12 protein-coding genes and 1 tRNA gene are annotated in these 16,125 nt (G+C 57.2%); 7 read left to right on the top strand and 6 right to left on the bottom strand.

Annotated features, from left to right (window positions below):
- Positions 1 to 44: 44 nt before the first annotated feature.
- Positions 45 to 2,132, bottom strand: coding sequence for a DUF6538 domain-containing protein (locus BJF95_RS07085; protein ID WP_075638922.1), 2,088 nt, complete (start codon positions 2,130 to 2,132; stop codon positions 45 to 47).
- 158 nt (positions 2,133 to 2,290) lie between these two features.
- A tRNA-Gln gene (locus tag BJF95_RS07080) sits at positions 2,291 to 2,364 on the bottom strand.
- Between the two features lie 365 nt (positions 2,365 to 2,729).
- Between BJF95_RS07080 and BJF95_RS07075 the strand changes: the two genes are divergently transcribed.
- From BJF95_RS07075 to BJF95_RS07065, 3 genes are all read left to right on the top strand, one after another.
- Complete coding sequence (locus BJF95_RS07075; RefSeq protein WP_075638720.1) at positions 2,730 to 4,424, top strand: Ppx/GppA phosphatase family protein; 1,695 nt, start codon at positions 2,730 to 2,732, stop codon at positions 4,422 to 4,424.
- 139 nt (positions 4,425 to 4,563) lie between these two features.
- Positions 4,564 to 5,349: an RlmE family RNA methyltransferase gene (locus tag BJF95_RS07070; RefSeq protein ID WP_075638719.1), complete on the top strand. Its 786-nt coding sequence runs from the start codon at positions 4,564 to 4,566 to the stop codon at positions 5,347 to 5,349.
- The gene (locus BJF95_RS07065; protein ID WP_075638718.1) at positions 5,349 to 5,732 is read left to right on the top strand and encodes a VOC family protein; all 384 of its coding nucleotides are present in this window, start codon (positions 5,349 to 5,351) and stop codon (positions 5,730 to 5,732) included. Before BJF95_RS07070 ends, BJF95_RS07065 begins: the two co-directional genes overlap by 1 nt.
- Positions 5,733 to 5,735: 3 nt before the next feature.
- Here the strand turns inward: BJF95_RS07065 and BJF95_RS07060 are convergent, their stop codons facing one another.
- Positions 5,736 to 7,154, bottom strand: coding sequence for a DHA2 family efflux MFS transporter permease subunit (locus BJF95_RS07060; RefSeq protein WP_075638717.1), 1,419 nt, complete (start codon positions 7,152 to 7,154; stop codon positions 5,736 to 5,738).
- A gap of 235 nt (positions 7,155 to 7,389) precedes the next feature.
- Here BJF95_RS07060 and BJF95_RS07055 point away from each other — a divergent pair, with 235 nt between their 5' ends.
- Complete coding sequence (locus BJF95_RS07055; protein WP_425348678.1) at positions 7,390 to 8,376, top strand: MBL fold metallo-hydrolase; 987 nt, start codon at positions 7,390 to 7,392, stop codon at positions 8,374 to 8,376.
- A 148-nt stretch (positions 8,377 to 8,524) separates the two neighbouring features.
- Here BJF95_RS07055 and BJF95_RS07050 read toward each other — a convergent pair whose 3' ends face one another.
- Entirely contained in the window at positions 8,525 to 8,998 is a 474-nt protein-coding gene (locus BJF95_RS07050) for a nucleoside deaminase (RefSeq protein ID WP_245297253.1), read from the bottom strand.
- Positions 8,999 to 9,066: 68 nt separating this feature from the next.
- Between BJF95_RS07050 and BJF95_RS07045 the strand changes: the two genes are divergently transcribed.
- The 3 genes from BJF95_RS07045 (at position 9,067) to BJF95_RS07035 (ending at position 12,823) form a co-directional block, all read left to right on the top strand.
- On the top strand, positions 9,067 to 11,163 hold the full coding sequence (locus tag BJF95_RS07045) for a pseudouridine synthase (protein ID WP_075638716.1): 2,097 nt from the start codon (positions 9,067 to 9,069) through the stop codon (positions 11,161 to 11,163).
- A gap of 6 nt (positions 11,164 to 11,169) precedes the next feature.
- Positions 11,170 to 11,730: a 16S rRNA (guanine(966)-N(2))-methyltransferase RsmD gene (gene rsmD, locus BJF95_RS07040; protein ID WP_075638715.1), complete on the top strand. Its 561-nt coding sequence runs from the start codon at positions 11,170 to 11,172 to the stop codon at positions 11,728 to 11,730.
- A 187-nt stretch (positions 11,731 to 11,917) separates the two neighbouring features.
- Positions 11,918 to 12,823, top strand: a complete 906-nt coding sequence (locus tag BJF95_RS07035; protein WP_075638919.1) for a patatin-like phospholipase family protein — start codon at positions 11,918 to 11,920, stop codon at positions 12,821 to 12,823.
- Positions 12,824 to 12,847: 24 nt separating this feature from the next.
- Here BJF95_RS07035 and BJF95_RS07030 read toward each other — a convergent pair whose 3' ends face one another.
- Both BJF95_RS07030 and BJF95_RS07025 read right to left on the bottom strand, forming a co-directional pair.
- Positions 12,848 to 14,197 (bottom strand): putative bifunctional diguanylate cyclase/phosphodiesterase, encoded by a 1,350-nt coding sequence (locus BJF95_RS07030; RefSeq protein WP_075638714.1) that lies wholly within the window; start codon positions 14,195 to 14,197, stop codon positions 12,848 to 12,850.
- A 203-nt stretch (positions 14,198 to 14,400) separates the two neighbouring features.
- Positions 14,401 to 16,077 (bottom strand): response regulator, encoded by a 1,677-nt coding sequence (locus tag BJF95_RS07025; RefSeq protein WP_075638713.1) that lies wholly within the window; start codon positions 16,075 to 16,077, stop codon positions 14,401 to 14,403.
- Positions 16,078 to 16,125: the final 48 nt, after the last annotated feature.

Below are 16,125 nucleotides of genomic sequence, written 5' to 3'. Positions count from 1 at the left end.
TTTCCTGGAGTGCCGAGGCGGAAATCATTTCCGCCTCGGCTTCATTACTTCTTGCCTTCACGTGCCCACGGCGGCGGCTGCTTGTTCTCGATCCATGGGAGAAGATGCAGAGGCTGCCGTTCGACGCCCGATGTGATGACCGGATAATGTTTAAGAGCACTTCGCATCAACGGAAGGCCTGCTGGGTTGGTGTATCGCGTGTTGGTTTCGCTACCTTCGCTGAGCCGTCCGGAGATGTCGTCGATGACTTCAGTCGGCACACCCGCCTGTTTCAACGTGTCGGCCACGCCGTGCCGAAGCGCGTGAATTGCGCGCTTCCACATTTTTTCACCGAGCGCTCCCTGCATGATCGGGACAAAGGTGTCGTAGAACCGATCTCCGGGATCGTTATCCGTCTTGTCAGAGAACAGATCCGGGAAAAGTGCCTCGTACCCCAATTGCTTGATGGCTTGAACGTAGTCGATGAAGCCCAAGCGCACCAGCTCCTCCGGCACAGGTAGTAGTCGGTTAGACTGTTCATTCTTCAATCCACGAATGCTGTTCGCACGAAGGATGATGACGTAGCTGTCGCCATCTTTTGCGATGTCGTTGACATGAAGCCCGGCAAACTCTTTCCGTCGGGGGCCCAGATAGGTGTACAGGATCGGAAGAAAATAAAGCGAATCGTGGAAGACTTGCTTTCCCGGCTGGCGCCTTTTCCCGCGTAGATGCCCATGCGAACCAACATAAAGCGGGCTGGAAAAAATCGGAGCGATATCCGCCGGGGATGGCTTGAATTGTTTGCCACGGACCTCGCCAGCCTTTGGCTTTCTCGGGCGCAAGCCCTCGAAGGTCCATTCCTCGATTTCGAATCCGTGACCTTTCAGATGTTTTAGGAAGTGTTGCAGGTTTCCGAAGTGCTTGCGGATAGTCGTGGAGGCCAGGCCGACCTTCGGCTCAGTTCCTGACGCCTCTGCCGCCAGGCGCAGTTTTGCGCCCTCATCACGAAGTTCCGATGCCGACATGATCCGCATCCTGCTGCTGCGTCCCCAATTAGTCGGAATGTGGTTGAAGTGCTGACGCAACTGGCCAATGTGGAATTGCTCAATCTGCCCGGAATGCTCCACGCCATGCTCGATGAGCACCGATTTGAACATCCGCACCAGCGCCATTGCATCCCGCCCGGTTGCTGGCTCCCATTCGTCGCCCATGTTGGCGATGAGCTTTTCGCACTCCTGCTCGAAATCTGAAACGGCGACCACCCGTTGCTCTGCCTCAGAAGCTTTCGAGGCGGACTTCTTCGTCACCGCCGCGCGCGGGGTCAGATCGAGCTGGGTGATTTCCGTTTCTTCTGGAATGGCGATCAGAGCCGTCGGCAAGGGTCGCTCATGGAAGGAAGCCGGAGGACCAGGATCTGAAGCTGTGTTCTCGGCTGCCTGGGTCGCAGGAACAGGCGAGACGGCTCTGCCGCTGCCTGTGAATTCGCTCTGACTCTTGTCGACGAGGTCGTGGCGCTCGTCAATGTCGAGAAGGGCGGCGGCGCGGCCTTCGAACATCTTCGACGTCGCCCGCTCGCGGTTGGTCGCCGTGTCGTCGATCTCAAAATGGTAGATCAGTCTTCGGATGCCGTCTTCGAATCCGGCGCTGCGTGCCGTGGTTAACTCGCCCCGATAGTTTGCCCGGATAGCATCGACATGCGAGATCGGCACACCATTTTTCATGAGGTAGACGAGGCCAGCGCATCCGTCCTCCAGGGAAAGCTTCACGCGGGTCCCGAACTTCGCCAGAAGCTGACAGGCCCAGCCAACCTCGAGATCGAGTTCCATCTCGACGACATCGCCACCGCGTCCATTGCGCTTGGCCATCGTGCTGATGTCGTCGAGCCTTTCGAGTTCCTTGTCCCGCTCGTGTTCGAACAAGGATTGTAGCTGCTGCTTGGTCGTCATGATGTCCTTCGAATTCATCTTCAATTCGGCCAGCCGCGTGTTGAGCTTGCGGCCAATGATCTGAGCCTTTCTATGGTCAGAACAATGAAGGCTGAGTGAAAGTCGGCTGCCCGGCCTACAGTGGATGAAGGCGGCCGGGACACGTGCTCGCCAATAGAAGATGTTTCCGCGGCGGATCAGATTCTCAACCTCGTGGCGCACTGCCATGACGAATGCCCTGTCTTTTGCCCATGGCATGTCCACCGCGCTCAAGCGTCGTGGGCATCACCTTTGGGCATCAGTTCTGGGCATCAGGTCGCCAATGATGCCAAAACGATATCCGGCACGACTGGAAAATCAAGGAATTAAGAGCTTTTAGGGAGAATTGGCTGGGGAACCTGGATTCGAACCAAGATTAACGGAGTCAGAGTCCGTCGTTCTACCGTTGAACTATTCCCCAGCAAGGGCGGCGTTGCCGTCTGATGAAACGGGCTTATAAACAAATGTCCGGTGATTGCAACTGTCTTTTTTCAGAAAATTCCTGTGTTCTGGCACGGGTGGGCTGGATCAGGCATTTTTCCGAGGTGTTTACCTTTAAAATATTGTTTATATTGAATATGTTGTGCTGGTGTTGGATGGGGGGGAAATGCCGGGTCGGGGTTTGATTTTTTTCGAAGGGGTGGCGTGAGGGCCGTGGTTATACAGGCGTTTTAAAAAGCGTTTGGAGAAGCTTGGTTAGCCTGCTACAATTTTACCAACGAAAATCAAGCAATCGCCAGCGGCACACCGACTATAAGGTGGTGCGCGGCGTTATGGAAGACTTCAGTGGTAGACCCCGGTAGTGGCGATAAGCCGCCAAATGACGGGGCGTCGAAGGCAGACCGTGCGGGGGGCAAACCCTCTCGTCGCGGCAGGGGTAGACGCAAAGGCCACAAGGCCGGACCGCCTGCAGCCCCTGTGACTGGTGACCGGACAGTGCAAGCTGTCTCGGAACGACGCCCTATAGAGAGCGATCAACAGACGCCTGCCAAAAAGCGTAAGCGTCGGAGAAAGAATCGCGGCCAACAGCCAGCAGTGTCACATCTGCAGGCAGGTGCGCACCCCAATCCTGTTTCAAGTCCAAATCCTGTTGCAAGTGATGGTGCCCACGCCAGAGAACTCTCTGCGGCGAATGGGCATAAAGCTGCGCTTTCCGGTGGCTCGGGGCTTGCGGGCGTGCAGGGTGTCGCGGATGGCCGCAGCAAGGCATCGAAGCGTCGGCGCAAGGGGCGTGCCGTCAAGGCCGGGCTGGTGCGTCCATTGCAGCCCGGCAAGACCGTGCAGGCCAAGCAGCATTCGCCGAGCTATGTTCCTCCTGCGGCCCATGCGCACAAGGCGGGCGGTGGAGATGCCGTGCAGGCGCGCAGCCGCCATGGGCATGATAAACCACGGGCGGAGCAGCGCGGCCACAGCCACACGCATCATTATTTTGGCGATGAGCATCCCGCCGAGTTTTATGCAGCGCTTGACCTCGGCACCAACAATTGCCGTTTGCTGATTGCGCAGCCAACCCGCCCTGGTCAGTTCCGGGTGGTGGATGCTTTCTCACGCATCGTTCGGCTGGGTGAGGGGCTTGCGGCCTCTGGTCGGCTGTCGGAAGATGCCATGGATCGGGCCGTCGAGGCACTGAAAGTCTGCGCTAGCAAGCTCAACAGTGTTGAATTGCGCCGCAAACGCCTGATTGCCACCGAGGCCTGCCGCGCTGCCGCCAATGGCGAAGAGTTTCTGGCGCGGGTGAAGCGTGAAACCGGGCTGGATCTGGAAATTATCAACCGCGAGACAGAGGCGCGCTTGGCGGTGTCTGGTTGCTCGTCGCTGGTGGGGCGTGAAACGCGCTCGGTGGTGCTGTTTGATATTGGTGGCGGCTCTTCGGAAATCGCGGTCATTCGTATTCAGGATCATCGGTCCAGCCGTCTGGCCAACCATATCACCCATTGGACATCGTTGCCGGTGGGTGTGGTGACCTTGTCCGAGCGCCACGGTGGACGCGATGTGACGCCTGCGGTGTTTGAAGGCATGATTGCCGAAGTGACGGGCATGTTGGCACAATTTGATTGCCCGCCGATTGCCACCTTTGGCCATGCATCAGTGGATGAGGATTTTCACCTGATTGGCACATCGGGCACCGTGACCACGCTTGCCGGGGTGCATCTGGATTTGCCGCGCTATGATCGCCGCCGGGTGGATGGCCTTTGGCTCAGTGATGATGAGGTTTCTGCCATGCAGGCGAAACTGCTGTCCTGGGATTATCAAAGCCGTGCGGCCAATGCCTGCATTGGGCCGGATCGAGCCGATCTGGTGCTGGCGGGCTGCGCAATTTTGGAGGCTATCCGCCGCCGCTGGCCGTCAACCCGCATGCGCGTGGCGGATCGCGGTTTGCGCGAAGGCTTGTTGACGGACATGATGGCGGATGACGGTGTGTGGCGGCGCAATCGCAGCCGAAGACTGCATGGGGGCAAAGCATTTCCAGAAAAAGTGTGAAACGGTTTTTCGGTTCGGAAATGCGCAGACGAAAGCTATTTCCAGAAAAAGTGTGAAGCGGTTTTTCGTTTTGGAAATGCGATAGTATAGTGACCGCGCCCATGGTGGCAGCGGTTTGAGAGAAAGTTGAGTAAAATCCATGGTGAAACCACCCATTGGCGGCAATCGCACCGGGCGTAAACTGGGCCAGAAGGTCAAAAAAGGCAAGCTGAAGGCATCGTCCAGACGCTGGCTGGAGCGCCATATCAATGACCCCTATGTGCAGCGCGCCAAGCTGGAGGGTTATCGCGCCCGTGCGGCCTTCAAGCTGCTGGAAATTGATGAGAAGCACAATATTCTCAAAGGGGCCAAACGCATTATCGACTTGGGGGCAGCCCCTGGCAGTTGGTCGCAGATTGCCGCCAATGTCACCAATTCGACCGATGATGATATTCGCGTCGCCGCGATCGACTTTTTGGAAATGACGCAGTTGCCGGGTGTGAAAATCCTGCAATTGGACTTTCTTGACCCCGAAGCACCTGCCAAATTGATGGAAGCGGTGGGCGGTGTGCCGGATCTGGTGATTTCCGATATGGCAGCGCCAACAACGGGCCATCAGAAAACCGACCATATTCGCACCATGCATTTGTGCGAGGTGGCGGCCTATTTTGCTGTGGAAGTGCTGGCAGAGGGCGGCCATTTTCTGGCGAAAACCTTCCAGGGCGGCACGGAAAAAGACCTGCTGAATATGCTAAAGCAGAATTTCCGCCAGGTCATGCATATCAAGCCCGCGTCGTCGCGGCAGGAATCGGTTGAGATGTTCTTGCTGGCCAAGGGGTTCAAAGGCAAGCGGGTCGGTCTGCCATCGCAGGAAGATGACGGCGCGTTTGATGATTTGCCCTATGATCCGCGCGAAGATGTTCCTGCGGACGAAGATCAGAGCTGATGTTGCTCTACGTCACGCTTGGTGCCACAGATCTGGAGCGCTCTGGACGCTTTTATGATGCGGCTCTGGCGACGCTTGGAATAGAGCGACGGGTGACGGAAGATGACGAGCTTGGCTACGCGTACCCGTCCGACACACGCTGCCGTCTGTGGGTTTTGACACCCTATGACGGCAAGCCCGCCAGCTTTGGCAACGGATCTATGGTAACGCTCGAAGCGCCAAGCCGTGCTGCTGTCGCATCCTTCCATGCAGCGGCACTTGCCAATGGTGGAGCGGATGAAGGTGCGCCGGGGCTTCGGCCATTTCACGAGCACTTCTATGCCTGTTATGTGCGTGATCCCGATGGCAACAAGCTGTCTGCAGTGTGTGAACGCGCGGAATAACCCTCACTTCACCGGAGCATTTTCCGCAACAGCTGCGACCACAACGGGTTTGCGGTGGCCGGAAACATCTGCTCCGGCATCTTTTGAGAGCCGGATATAGGGAATGGCGGCAGCCAGCGACAGAAGCGCCACCACAGCAAAGGCCAGATGAAAATCACCAAGGCTGAGGTGGTCGCCGGTTAATGTGGTGCTGGCCTCCAGAATAAAGGCAGCGCAGGCAACGCCCAGCGCAAGGCTGACTTGCTGCAGTACCGAGGCAATCGAGGTGGCCTGGCTGGCTTCAACGTTATCAATATCGGCGTAGCCCAGCGCATTGGTGCCGGTGAAAAAGAATGAGCGGCAAAAACCGGAGACAAGCAGAAAGAACATCAGCAGAGCATGCGGCGTTTGCGGCGTGAAAAAGGCGTTCATGAAGGTGGTAGCCGATCCGGCAATGGCCGCCGTGATCAGCACGGTGCGAAAACCGGCAGCGGCAAAGACGCGCTTGGCCATGAATTTTGTGGTGATGGCTCCGATGGCGCCGACGAAAGTGGTCATGCCTGATTCAAACGGTGTCATGCCAAAGCCCAGTTGCAGCATCAGCGGCATGAGAAAGGGAATGGCCCCGGTGGAGATGCGGAAAATCGTGCCACCTGTTTGTGCCGCGCGAAAGGCAGGCTTGCGAAACAGATTGAGGTTGAGCAAAGGGGCGGGATGGCGGCGGGCGTGAATGATATAATAGCCGCCACACAAAACACCGATGATCACGGCGGCAATGCCAATTTCCGGTGGCAGCGCGGGCAGGCTGATAACCGACAAGCCGAATACCACGCCAGAGGCGGCGAGCGAGGTCAGGGCAAAGCCAATATAATCAATCGGCGCGGTTTTGATGGTCTCGATTTCTGGCAGGTAAATGGTGGCCAGGATGATGCCCACCACGCTGATGGGTACGTTGATGAGAAAAATCCAGTGCCAGGTGAAATAGGTGGTAATGAAGCCGCCAATCGGCGGTCCAGCCAGCGGGCCAACCAGCGCCGGAATGGTCAAAAGCGCCATGGCCGACACCAGTTCTTCGCGCTTGGTGGTGCGCAGCAGCACAAGGCGGCCCACCGGCGTCATCATGGCACCGCCAATGCCTTGCAGAAAGCGTGCGCCGACAAACTCAAACAATGAGCTTGAGATTGCGCAGCAGATTGAGCCGATGGTAAAAACCACGATGGCGGAGCGAAAAATCAGCTTGGCCCCAAATTTGTCGGCCATCCAGCCGCTGACCGGAATAAAAATTGCCAGTGCCACCATATAAGCAGTCAGGGCCAGTTTCAGCGTGATCGGCCCGACACCCAAATCATGGGCGATGGCGGGAAGGGCCGTCGCTATCACGGTCGAATCCATGTTTTCCATGAACAAGGCAACGGCAAGGATCAGGGGAACAATACGATTCATGAAGATGTGACCGGAAAATCGGTGTCTCGGCAACCCAGACTTTAACCCAGACTTTAAATTGCGAGACCCTGTTTAAAAGCGATCGCTTTGTAAGCCGGAAAAACGCCGATGCCAATGGCACTTTTTTGTGTTCGAGTTTGTGTTCGACGGCCATCACGGATACGTGATCAGGCTTTCCTTCCGGTGATGCTGCCCTATCTCCCCGAGTTGTTGTGGGATGGATGTGGAGGTTTCTATGGTTTCGATGGACAGACGAACAATGATGGCCGGTGCCGCCTTGAGTGCGCTGGCCGCTCCGGCTGTGATGGTGCGCACGGCCCTTGCCCAAAGTGGAACATCAATGAACATAAATCATGCCATGCCGCCCGAAACTCACCGCTTCAAGGTTGGGACGTTTGAGGTGGTGGTGATCAAGGATGGTGCCCGGCAGTCTGGAGCACCAGGTGAAACTTTTGGTACTGACCAAAAGCCAGAGACGGTTTCAGCGCTTCTCAAGCAGAATTTTCTACCCACTGATGCATTCGTCAACGGGTTTTCACCCGTGCTGATCAACACCGGCTCCGATGTCATCCTGTTTGATACCGGCATGGGCGAGCAGGGCCGGGCCAATGGCATGGGCCGTTTGAGCGAAGGCATGATGGCGGCTGGCTATGCGCCGGAAGATGTGTCCATTGTGGTGCTCACCCACATGCATGGCGATCACATTGGCGGCTTGATGGAAAAGGGCAAGCCTGCCTTTGCCAACGCCCGCTACGTGACTGGTCAGCGCGAATATGATTTCTGGGTGAACCCTGCCCGTGAGGGCACAGCCGCCGCTGGCGGACAAAAAGGCGTGCTGGCCAATGTGAAGCCTCTGGCTGAGAAAATCACCTTTCTAGGGGATGCGGGTGGCGATGTCGTCTCCGGCATTCATGGTGAGGCGGCCTTTGGCCATTCTCCCGGCCATATGATTTATCGGGTTGAATCGCAAGGAAAGCAATTGATTCTAGCCGCCGATACCGCCAACCATTTTGTTTTATCGCTGCAACGGCCCGATTGGGAAGTGAAGTTTGATATGGATAAGGCAGCGGCTGCAAGCACCCGCAAGCAGGTGTTTGATATGGTGGCCGCAGACCGGGTTGCCTTCCTCGGCTATCACATGCCGTTTCCATCGGTTGGCTATGTGGAAAAGCTGGATACGGGCTATCGGTTCGTGCCGAAAAGCTATCAGTTTGATATTTGATGAGAAGGAGGCCTTGTGTCAGCAGGGCCTCAGGTTAAAGACAAAGATGAAAAACGTTTCCTCGAGTCATCCTCGGGCTTGACCCGAGGATGACACAGAAGATGAGGAACGGTTTGCCAGCAGTCGGAAGCCCTGTTGATGAAGGGCCTTATCGCCTCTTCGCAAAAAACTCTTTGAGCAGTTCCGCCGACTCCACCTCACCAATGCCAGTATAAACCTCCGGCGCATGGTGGCAGGTGGGTTGCGCATAAAACCGGGCACCATGGTGCACGCCGCCGCCCTTTGGGTCTTCCGCGCCATAATAGAGACGGCGAATGCGGGCAAAGGAAATGGCGGCGGCGCACATGGTGCAAGGCTCCAGTGTGACGTAAAGATCCGCTCCGGTCAGACGCTCATCGCATAAAAACTGCGATGCGCGGCGAATGGCCAGAATTTCAGCATGCGCAGTGATATCGTTGAGGGCGCGGGTTTCATTGCCTGCACGGGCGATGATTGCGCCATCCTTGACCACAACGGCCCCAATGGGCACCTCGCCACGGCTTGCGGCGGCCTGCGCCTCGCTCAGAGCAACATCCATGAAGCGGCCCATGGGAAGGCCCATGGGAAGGATTGTCTGCGTCATACTCAACTTTCCACTTAACCAAGTCGTCGTGAACTGATAGGACACAGCAAACGACAGGCAAGCAAAAAATGACCGATAAAGAAAAGTTCTCGCGGCCGGGTTCAAAACCCGCTGGCCGCACACGTAAACCATCCACTGAGACATTCGCCAATCAGGTGTCGAAAAAAGACCTTGAAGCGGCGCGTAAACCCGCGCCCGCTGCCGCCAGTGGCGAAGCGCCCCTGAAGCCAGAGCGGATCTCCAAGCTTCTCGCGCGTGCAGGCATTGCCTCGCGCCGCGATGTGGAGCGCATGATCATGGAAGGCCGCGTGGCCCTCAATGGCAAGGTGCTGGAAACGCCAGCGATCAACGCCACCATGGCAGATCGCATTGAAGTGGATGGCGAGCCCATTCGCGGCATCGAGCGCACACGGCTGTGGCTCTACCACAAGCCTTCTGGCCTGGTGACCACCAATTCCGACCCGGAAGGCCGCCCGACAGTGTTTGAAAACCTGCCGGATGATCTGCCACGGGTTATGTCCATTGGCCGTCTCGACATCAACACCGAAGGCCTGCTGCTTTTGACCAATGATGGCGGCTTGGCGCGCGTGCTGGAATTGCCCACCACCGGCTGGCTGCGCCGCTATCGCGTTCGCGCCTATGGCGAGGTGGATCAGGCCAAGCTGGACACGCTGAAAGAAGGCATTGCCGTCGACGGTGTGCTGTATGGCGCGATTGACGCGACGCTGGACCGCAGCCAGGGCCACAATGTGTGGATCACCATGGGTCTGCGCGAAGGCAAAAACCGCGAAATCAAGAACGTGCTGGGTGCGCTTGGCCTTGAGGTCAACCGCCTGATCCGCATTTCCTACGGTCCGTTCCAGCTCGGCGATCTGGCAGAAGGTCGCGTGCAGGAAGTGCGTGGCCGCATGCTGCGCGATCAGCTTGGTCCGCGTTTGATCGAAGAATCGCACGCCAATTTCGATGCGCCGATCTACACCGTTGGTGCGGATGATGAGGATGAAGAGGGATCTGCCAAGGCCAAGCCAAAAGCCGATAAGGGCGATTGGGGCCGGGGCGAAAAGCCGCAAAAGCGCGGTGGCAACAGCAGCCGTGATGATGCCCGCGAAAAGGCTCTTGGCCGTTTGGATACGCGTCGCGATGCGCCAAAAGGCAAGTGGGATGACAAGCCGCGTGGTCCAAAGCGCGACAATGGTAGAGACGATGCCGGTGGCTTTGACAAGCCCAAGCGTCCGCCGATGGGCCAAAGCCGCACCGCCAATGTGTGGATGGCACCGGGCGCACGCCCCGTGGCTGAAAAAGGCGCTGTGGTTGATCAGACCAAAAAGACCGCTCCTTTGGGCCGCTCTGGTGATGCGCCGCAAAGCAAGCGCTATGGCCGCACCAAGGATGGCGCGCCAACCCGCTCGCTGACCAAGCATAACCCTGATCGCGGCAATTCTTACCGCTCAGAAGAGGGCGCGCCGCGCGTGCAGGTCACCCGTGCGCGTGATGCGGATGGCGAATGGATTCGCGCCGAAGGCGTTGAGGAAAAGCCAAAGGGCCGTGGCGGTCGCGATGGTCAGGGCTTTGGTGCCAAGCGTGATTTTGGTGATAGACCCGCCCGTGGTGAGCGCCCATCGCAGGGTGATCGTCCGTCACGTGGTCAATGGCCAGATCGTGGGGGGCCAGATCGCGGCGAACGCGCTGACCGGCCACCACGGGGTGATAAGCCGAGCTATGATGCCCGCGCCGACCGAGGCCCACGTACACAGCGCGAGGACAAACCCGCCTATGGCCCTAAGCCAGCCTACGGCGCCAAATCTTCCTATGGGGATCGCACGGATCGTGGAGATCGTCCAGCCCGCGGCGACAAACCTGCGTTTGGGGGTAAGCCTGCTTATGGGCAGCGTTCAGAGCGTGGCGATCGTCCGCCACGCGATGAGCAAGCGCCGCGCAGCGAGCGGCCTTACTCTGGTCGTCCTGCCGGTGATCGCCCAGCCGGTGACAAGCCTTACAGCGGCCGTCCAAATTCGGGTAAGCCCTTTGGTGGCAAGCCGGGTGGCGGCAAGAGCTTTGGCGGAAAACCCTCCGGCGGTCGGCCAACCGGTGGCAAGCCTTCAGGTGGCCGTGGACCATCGTCGGGCGGTAAGCCATCGGGTGGTTCGTTCAAGGGCAAGAGGTAAGGCGGCATGCGAATCGTCGGCGGTGAATTTCGTGGGCGCAGTCTTGCTGCGCCCAAAAGCAATGATATTCGCCCAACCATTGATCGAACGCGCGAAAGCCTGTTCAACATTTTAGCCCATGCCCATCCAGATGCTCTGGATGGGACCCGCATTCTCGACTTGTTTGCAGGCACCGGGGCTGTTGGTCTGGAGGCCATGTCGCGCGGCTGCCGTGCGGCGATGTTTGTCGAAAACAGCGTCGAGGGCCGTGGCCTTTTGTGGGAAAATATCGAAAGCCTTGGTCTGCATGGCCGGGCCAAGATTTTGCGCCGCGACGCCACCCAGCTTGGCCCCGTTGCCAAGATGGAGCCGTTTCATCTGATGTTTGCTGATCCACCTTACGGCAAAGGCCTTGGCGAAAAAGCCTTTATGGCGGCCCATCAAGGTGGCTGGCTGGTGCCGGGCGCGCTCGCCATCCTGGAAGAGCGCAGCGATGTGCTGGTGCAGGTGGCAAGCCCATTTGAATTGCTGGAAGACCGGGTGTTTGGCGATACGAAAATGTATTTTTACGCCTATCGCCCTGCTTGATTTTGACTTGGAAATGCCGGGATCCGGTTTTTCGATTGGGTCGAAAAATACGGACTGAAAAATGCTGCAACACATATAACCCCCGATAGCGCCATATATGGCGCATGGCGCTGTCGGGGGTTATGCAGTATGTCTGGTCGGAAAATGCGCTTCGTTTTACATCTGCAAACCGGATTTTTCTTTGTCCATGTCCATTGATGCCGCTATCCCCTCGTCCTTTTCGCCTCTCTCACGCAACGCGACACCCACCGTTGCACTTGCCCTTGGCGCAGGTGGCGCACGCGGCTTTGCCCATATTCAGGTGCTGCAAGCGCTGGAAGAATTGGGGATTGAGCCCGTTGCTATTGCCGGCTCTTCCATTGGGGCCATCATTGGTGCGGGCAAGGCGGCGGGCATGACCGCCGCAGATATGCGCTCTTATGCGTTGGAAACGGTGGGCAACCGTCGGGCGGTGATGAACCGCTTTTGGGCGTTGCGGCCACCCTCCATGCGCCATGCCATTGGCGGATTTCGGTTGGGGCAATTCAATCTGGAGCGGATTTTACGCACATTTTTGCCAGCACAAATCCCCGATGATTTTTCCAGCCTGAACATCCCGTTGAAAGTGATCGCCACCGATTATTACGCCCATTGTGAAAAACTGTGCGAGAGCGGCGATCTGTATCAGGCACTTGCCGCATCGGCCGCGATTCCCGCCCTCTTCATGCCGGTGTTGCTGGATGGGCGGGTTATGATTGATGGTGGCATTTTCAATCCCGTGCCCTATGAACATGTGATGGATCTGGCCGATATTGTTATCGGCGTCGATATCGTCGGCGGTCCCATTGGTGCCGTCAATGAGATGGATGCGATGCCAAACCGCATCGACAGTCTGTTTGGCGCATCGCAATTGATGATGCAATCCCATCTGGCCCTGAAGCTGAGGCTGAGTGCTCCCGCGATTTTCCTGCGCCCGCAGGTCAATGAGTTTGGCGTAATGGATTTTCTCAAAGCCAAACAGATCTTTGACGCGTCCGAGGGGCTGAAGGATGAGGTGAAGCGGGCGCTTGAGGTGCAATTTGCACGGTTTGATCGCGAAGAAGTACGACGATAAGCAAGGAGTGGCAAGAGCCGCTTTCTATTGTATCAGCGACATATTGTTATACTGCCGAGAAAGATAGCGCAGCGTTGCCATGGCATCGACGGGTTTGCCGAAGTGATAGCCTTGGCCCATCAAACATCCAAGGTCACGCAACAACTCGGCCTCTGCTTCGGTTTCAATGCCCTCTGCCACCACTTCGAGCTGCAAGCCTTGACACATGGTAATGATGGCGCGGACAATATGTTCGCAGGTCGGGTCTGTGGTGATGGCGGAAATGAAGGCGCGGTCGATCTTGACCTTGTCAAAGGTAAAATCGCGCAACCGTCCCAGACTGGACTGGCCGGTGCCAAAATCATCCAGTGAAATGCGCACACCAGCCTGACGCAGCTCGGAAATAATATTGGTGGCGGTCACCGCCGAAAGCATGACGGCGGTCTCAGTAATTTCCAGATCCAGCCTTGATGGCTCCAGCCCGACATTGGCAAGGATTGCCAGCGTGCGCGATGCCGTGGCCGCATCGGTCATCTGCACCGATGACAGGTTGAAGGATAAAAACAGCTCTCTGGGCCAGGTCAGCGCAGCCTCCGCCGCTTTGTGCAGCAAGGTCTCCGACAGCGTATCAATAAAGCCGCGCTCCTCCGCGAGGGGTACGAAAATGGCAGGCGAGACAAAGCCCATATCGGGGTCAATCCAACGCGCCAAGGCCTCAAAGCCCAAGGTTCGGCCATCGTCCAGCGCCACAATGGGCTGGAAATGCACATCAACCGCATCATTGATGATGGCATTGCGCAAGGCCTGCTCCAGCTGGGTAGAACGGCGCATTTCCTGCGCAATTTCAGAGGAGTAGACGGTAATTTGTCCGCGTCCCCGCCGTTTGGAGCGGTAGAGGGCCGTCTCGGCGCTTTTCATCAGCGTGTCAAAATCGGCTCCGGCAAAGGGATGAATTGCAAAGCCAAGCGAGGCTGAAAGGCGCACATTGCGATCGCCCAGATCATAGGGTGCAGAGAGCACATCCTTGATCAGATGGCCGACGCGCTCGGCGCTGCCCGCTTCAAAAACCAAAGGCAGAATAACGGCGAATTCATCGCCTGTGTCACGTGTTACCGTGGCACCGCCGGGAATGCATGCCTGAAGTCTATGGGCAACCTGACAGAGGATTTCGTCACCGGCAAGCGAGCCAAACAGGTCATTGATGGGCTTGAAGCCATCCAGATTGACCAGCGCAACAGTGAAAGGAGCTGGGTCTGCGGCGCGTTCCTGAGATAATGTCAGAACCTTGTCGCGCAAACGGAAGCGGTTTCCGAGGCCGGTTAACGGATCGGTATAAGCGCTGACCTCGCCCTCAAGCTGACCTTTATCTAACCGTTTGGTGTCGGCGGCACCCATCCACTATCCCAGCAATTCATCCAGTTTCATTCTACCACAATGGGGGTCATAACTTAATAAAATTTTAGCAAATTCCCGCTTTGAACTATGGGTTTTTACCCGTGATTTAGTGGGTTGACAGGCAGGAAAGTGAAACGTTTTGAAGCAGAACGCGCTTTCACAGCACCGGATCGACGGTGGATTTTCCTTTTCCCTGACGAACTCTAGTGATGACGGCTTCCTTTCGTCCGCCATTGTTCGCTCAAATGGCGGCGCAACAATTGCTCGATCATATCGGGGCTAAGCGGCTTGATGATCACGTCATCCATTCCCGCTTCAAGGCAGCGGGACCGATCATGATCAAAAGCAGGAACCAGCACGCCAACAACAAGAGCACGCGGTTGCCCTTCCACCTCTTTGCGTCGCATGAGGCGGCAAACATCCATGCCGTTCATGTCGGGCAGGGAGATGTCCATCAACACCACGGGTGGCTTTTCACGCTGCCAGATGGCCAAGGCCTCGGCGGCATTGGTGGCCAGGCGGTAGCTGCATCCCAATCCCTCGAGAATTTGCGAAAACACGATTTGGTTGACCTCATTGTCTTCGACAACAAGGATTTCCAATCCATCGAGAGCGGGTTTGGCTGGCGGCGTTGGGACGGCCGTGCGTTTTGGCACTGCGCTGAGGTTGGTACGTCTGCCCAGTGGCGCTTTAAATTGCTTGCCCAGCATGTCGGCAATGGCTTTGCGCTCGACAATCATCACGGAACGCGCTTTGCCGCGGGCAATATTGGCGGCCGCTGCTGGCATGGCGCTATCAATCACGGCCAGATCAATGGAGATATCGATGGACCCTGTAAGATTGAGAAAGGCCTGCAACTCTGCCTGATTGCGCACAATGCAATGGTCAGTCTGATGGGTTTGCAAAGCGCGCAAGGCGTCGGCTTCAAAGCCGGGATCAGCCGTGACGATAACAATGGTGTCAGGGGTGTGGGTGTCGGGCGAGTGGGAATTAGGAGGGTGTGTGCCGGACGTTTGTACGGCGGATTTCGCTGGCTTCAGAGGCGGCGTCGGTGCTTTTGCGACAGGCTTGGACGCGGGTGTTGCGAGAGTTTGGCGTGGAGAGGTGGAGACAGCGGTGAAGGTCAGCACCAGAAAAGATCGCCCCGTTTTGCCCACCTTATGCAGATAAGCGACGGGCCGGTCTTGCATGCCTGCATTTTGCGGATCGGGATTGGTGATGGCGATCACGCCTGTGCCGTTGTTGGCCTCTTTGGCAGCACTCTGCAACTGGGCCACAAAAGCGGCATCAAACACAGCGCTTGCGGGCAATTCCATCAGCGTGTCCTCGCTGCGCTGCACCATCAAAGCAAATGCCGTGTTGGTGGCGGCAATGGCGAGGTCCTCGTCCAAAACCAGAAGGGGCTGAGGCAGGCTGTTGAGAATATCTTCGGTGACTTTCACCCGTTCCAGATCGGCGCGCCAGGTTTCTTCGCGCTTTTTCTGCTCTGTGACATCGCTTAAAATGCAAATACCAAAGCCCGATGACATGCGCCGCATTGCGCCACGCACGACACGCTTTTTGGATGTAAAGTCCAGCACTTCCAGCCGCTCGCGCCAATGGGCGGCCAAACGCTCGGCCAACCATCCCTCGCGTGAAGATGGTGCGGGGGACGCGGTCGGGCGAAGGCAATGATCATAAATCGCGCCCAGCAAATCACGCAGGCGCGTGCCGGGAGATAGGTAAAATTCAGGAATATCAAACAACAAGGTCAGCTGGGGACTGGCGTAAAGCACCAGATCATCGCCATCCACCACAAGAATAGCGCCGCCATTCGCATCCGAGATAGCGTCGAGAAGAGCGTGCTCAAGCGCCGAGGGGCTGTCTCCGTGCCTATCCATGGCTGCTTCCTAATGCACTATGCTTAAAATCATGGTGCTGATGTGCGA

This window comes from Rhizobium oryziradicis (assembly GCF_001939045.1).
Classification (GTDB): domain Bacteria; phylum Pseudomonadota; class Alphaproteobacteria; order Rhizobiales; family Rhizobiaceae; genus Allorhizobium; species Allorhizobium oryziradicis.
This window is presented reverse-complemented; position numbering and strand designations above follow the sequence as displayed.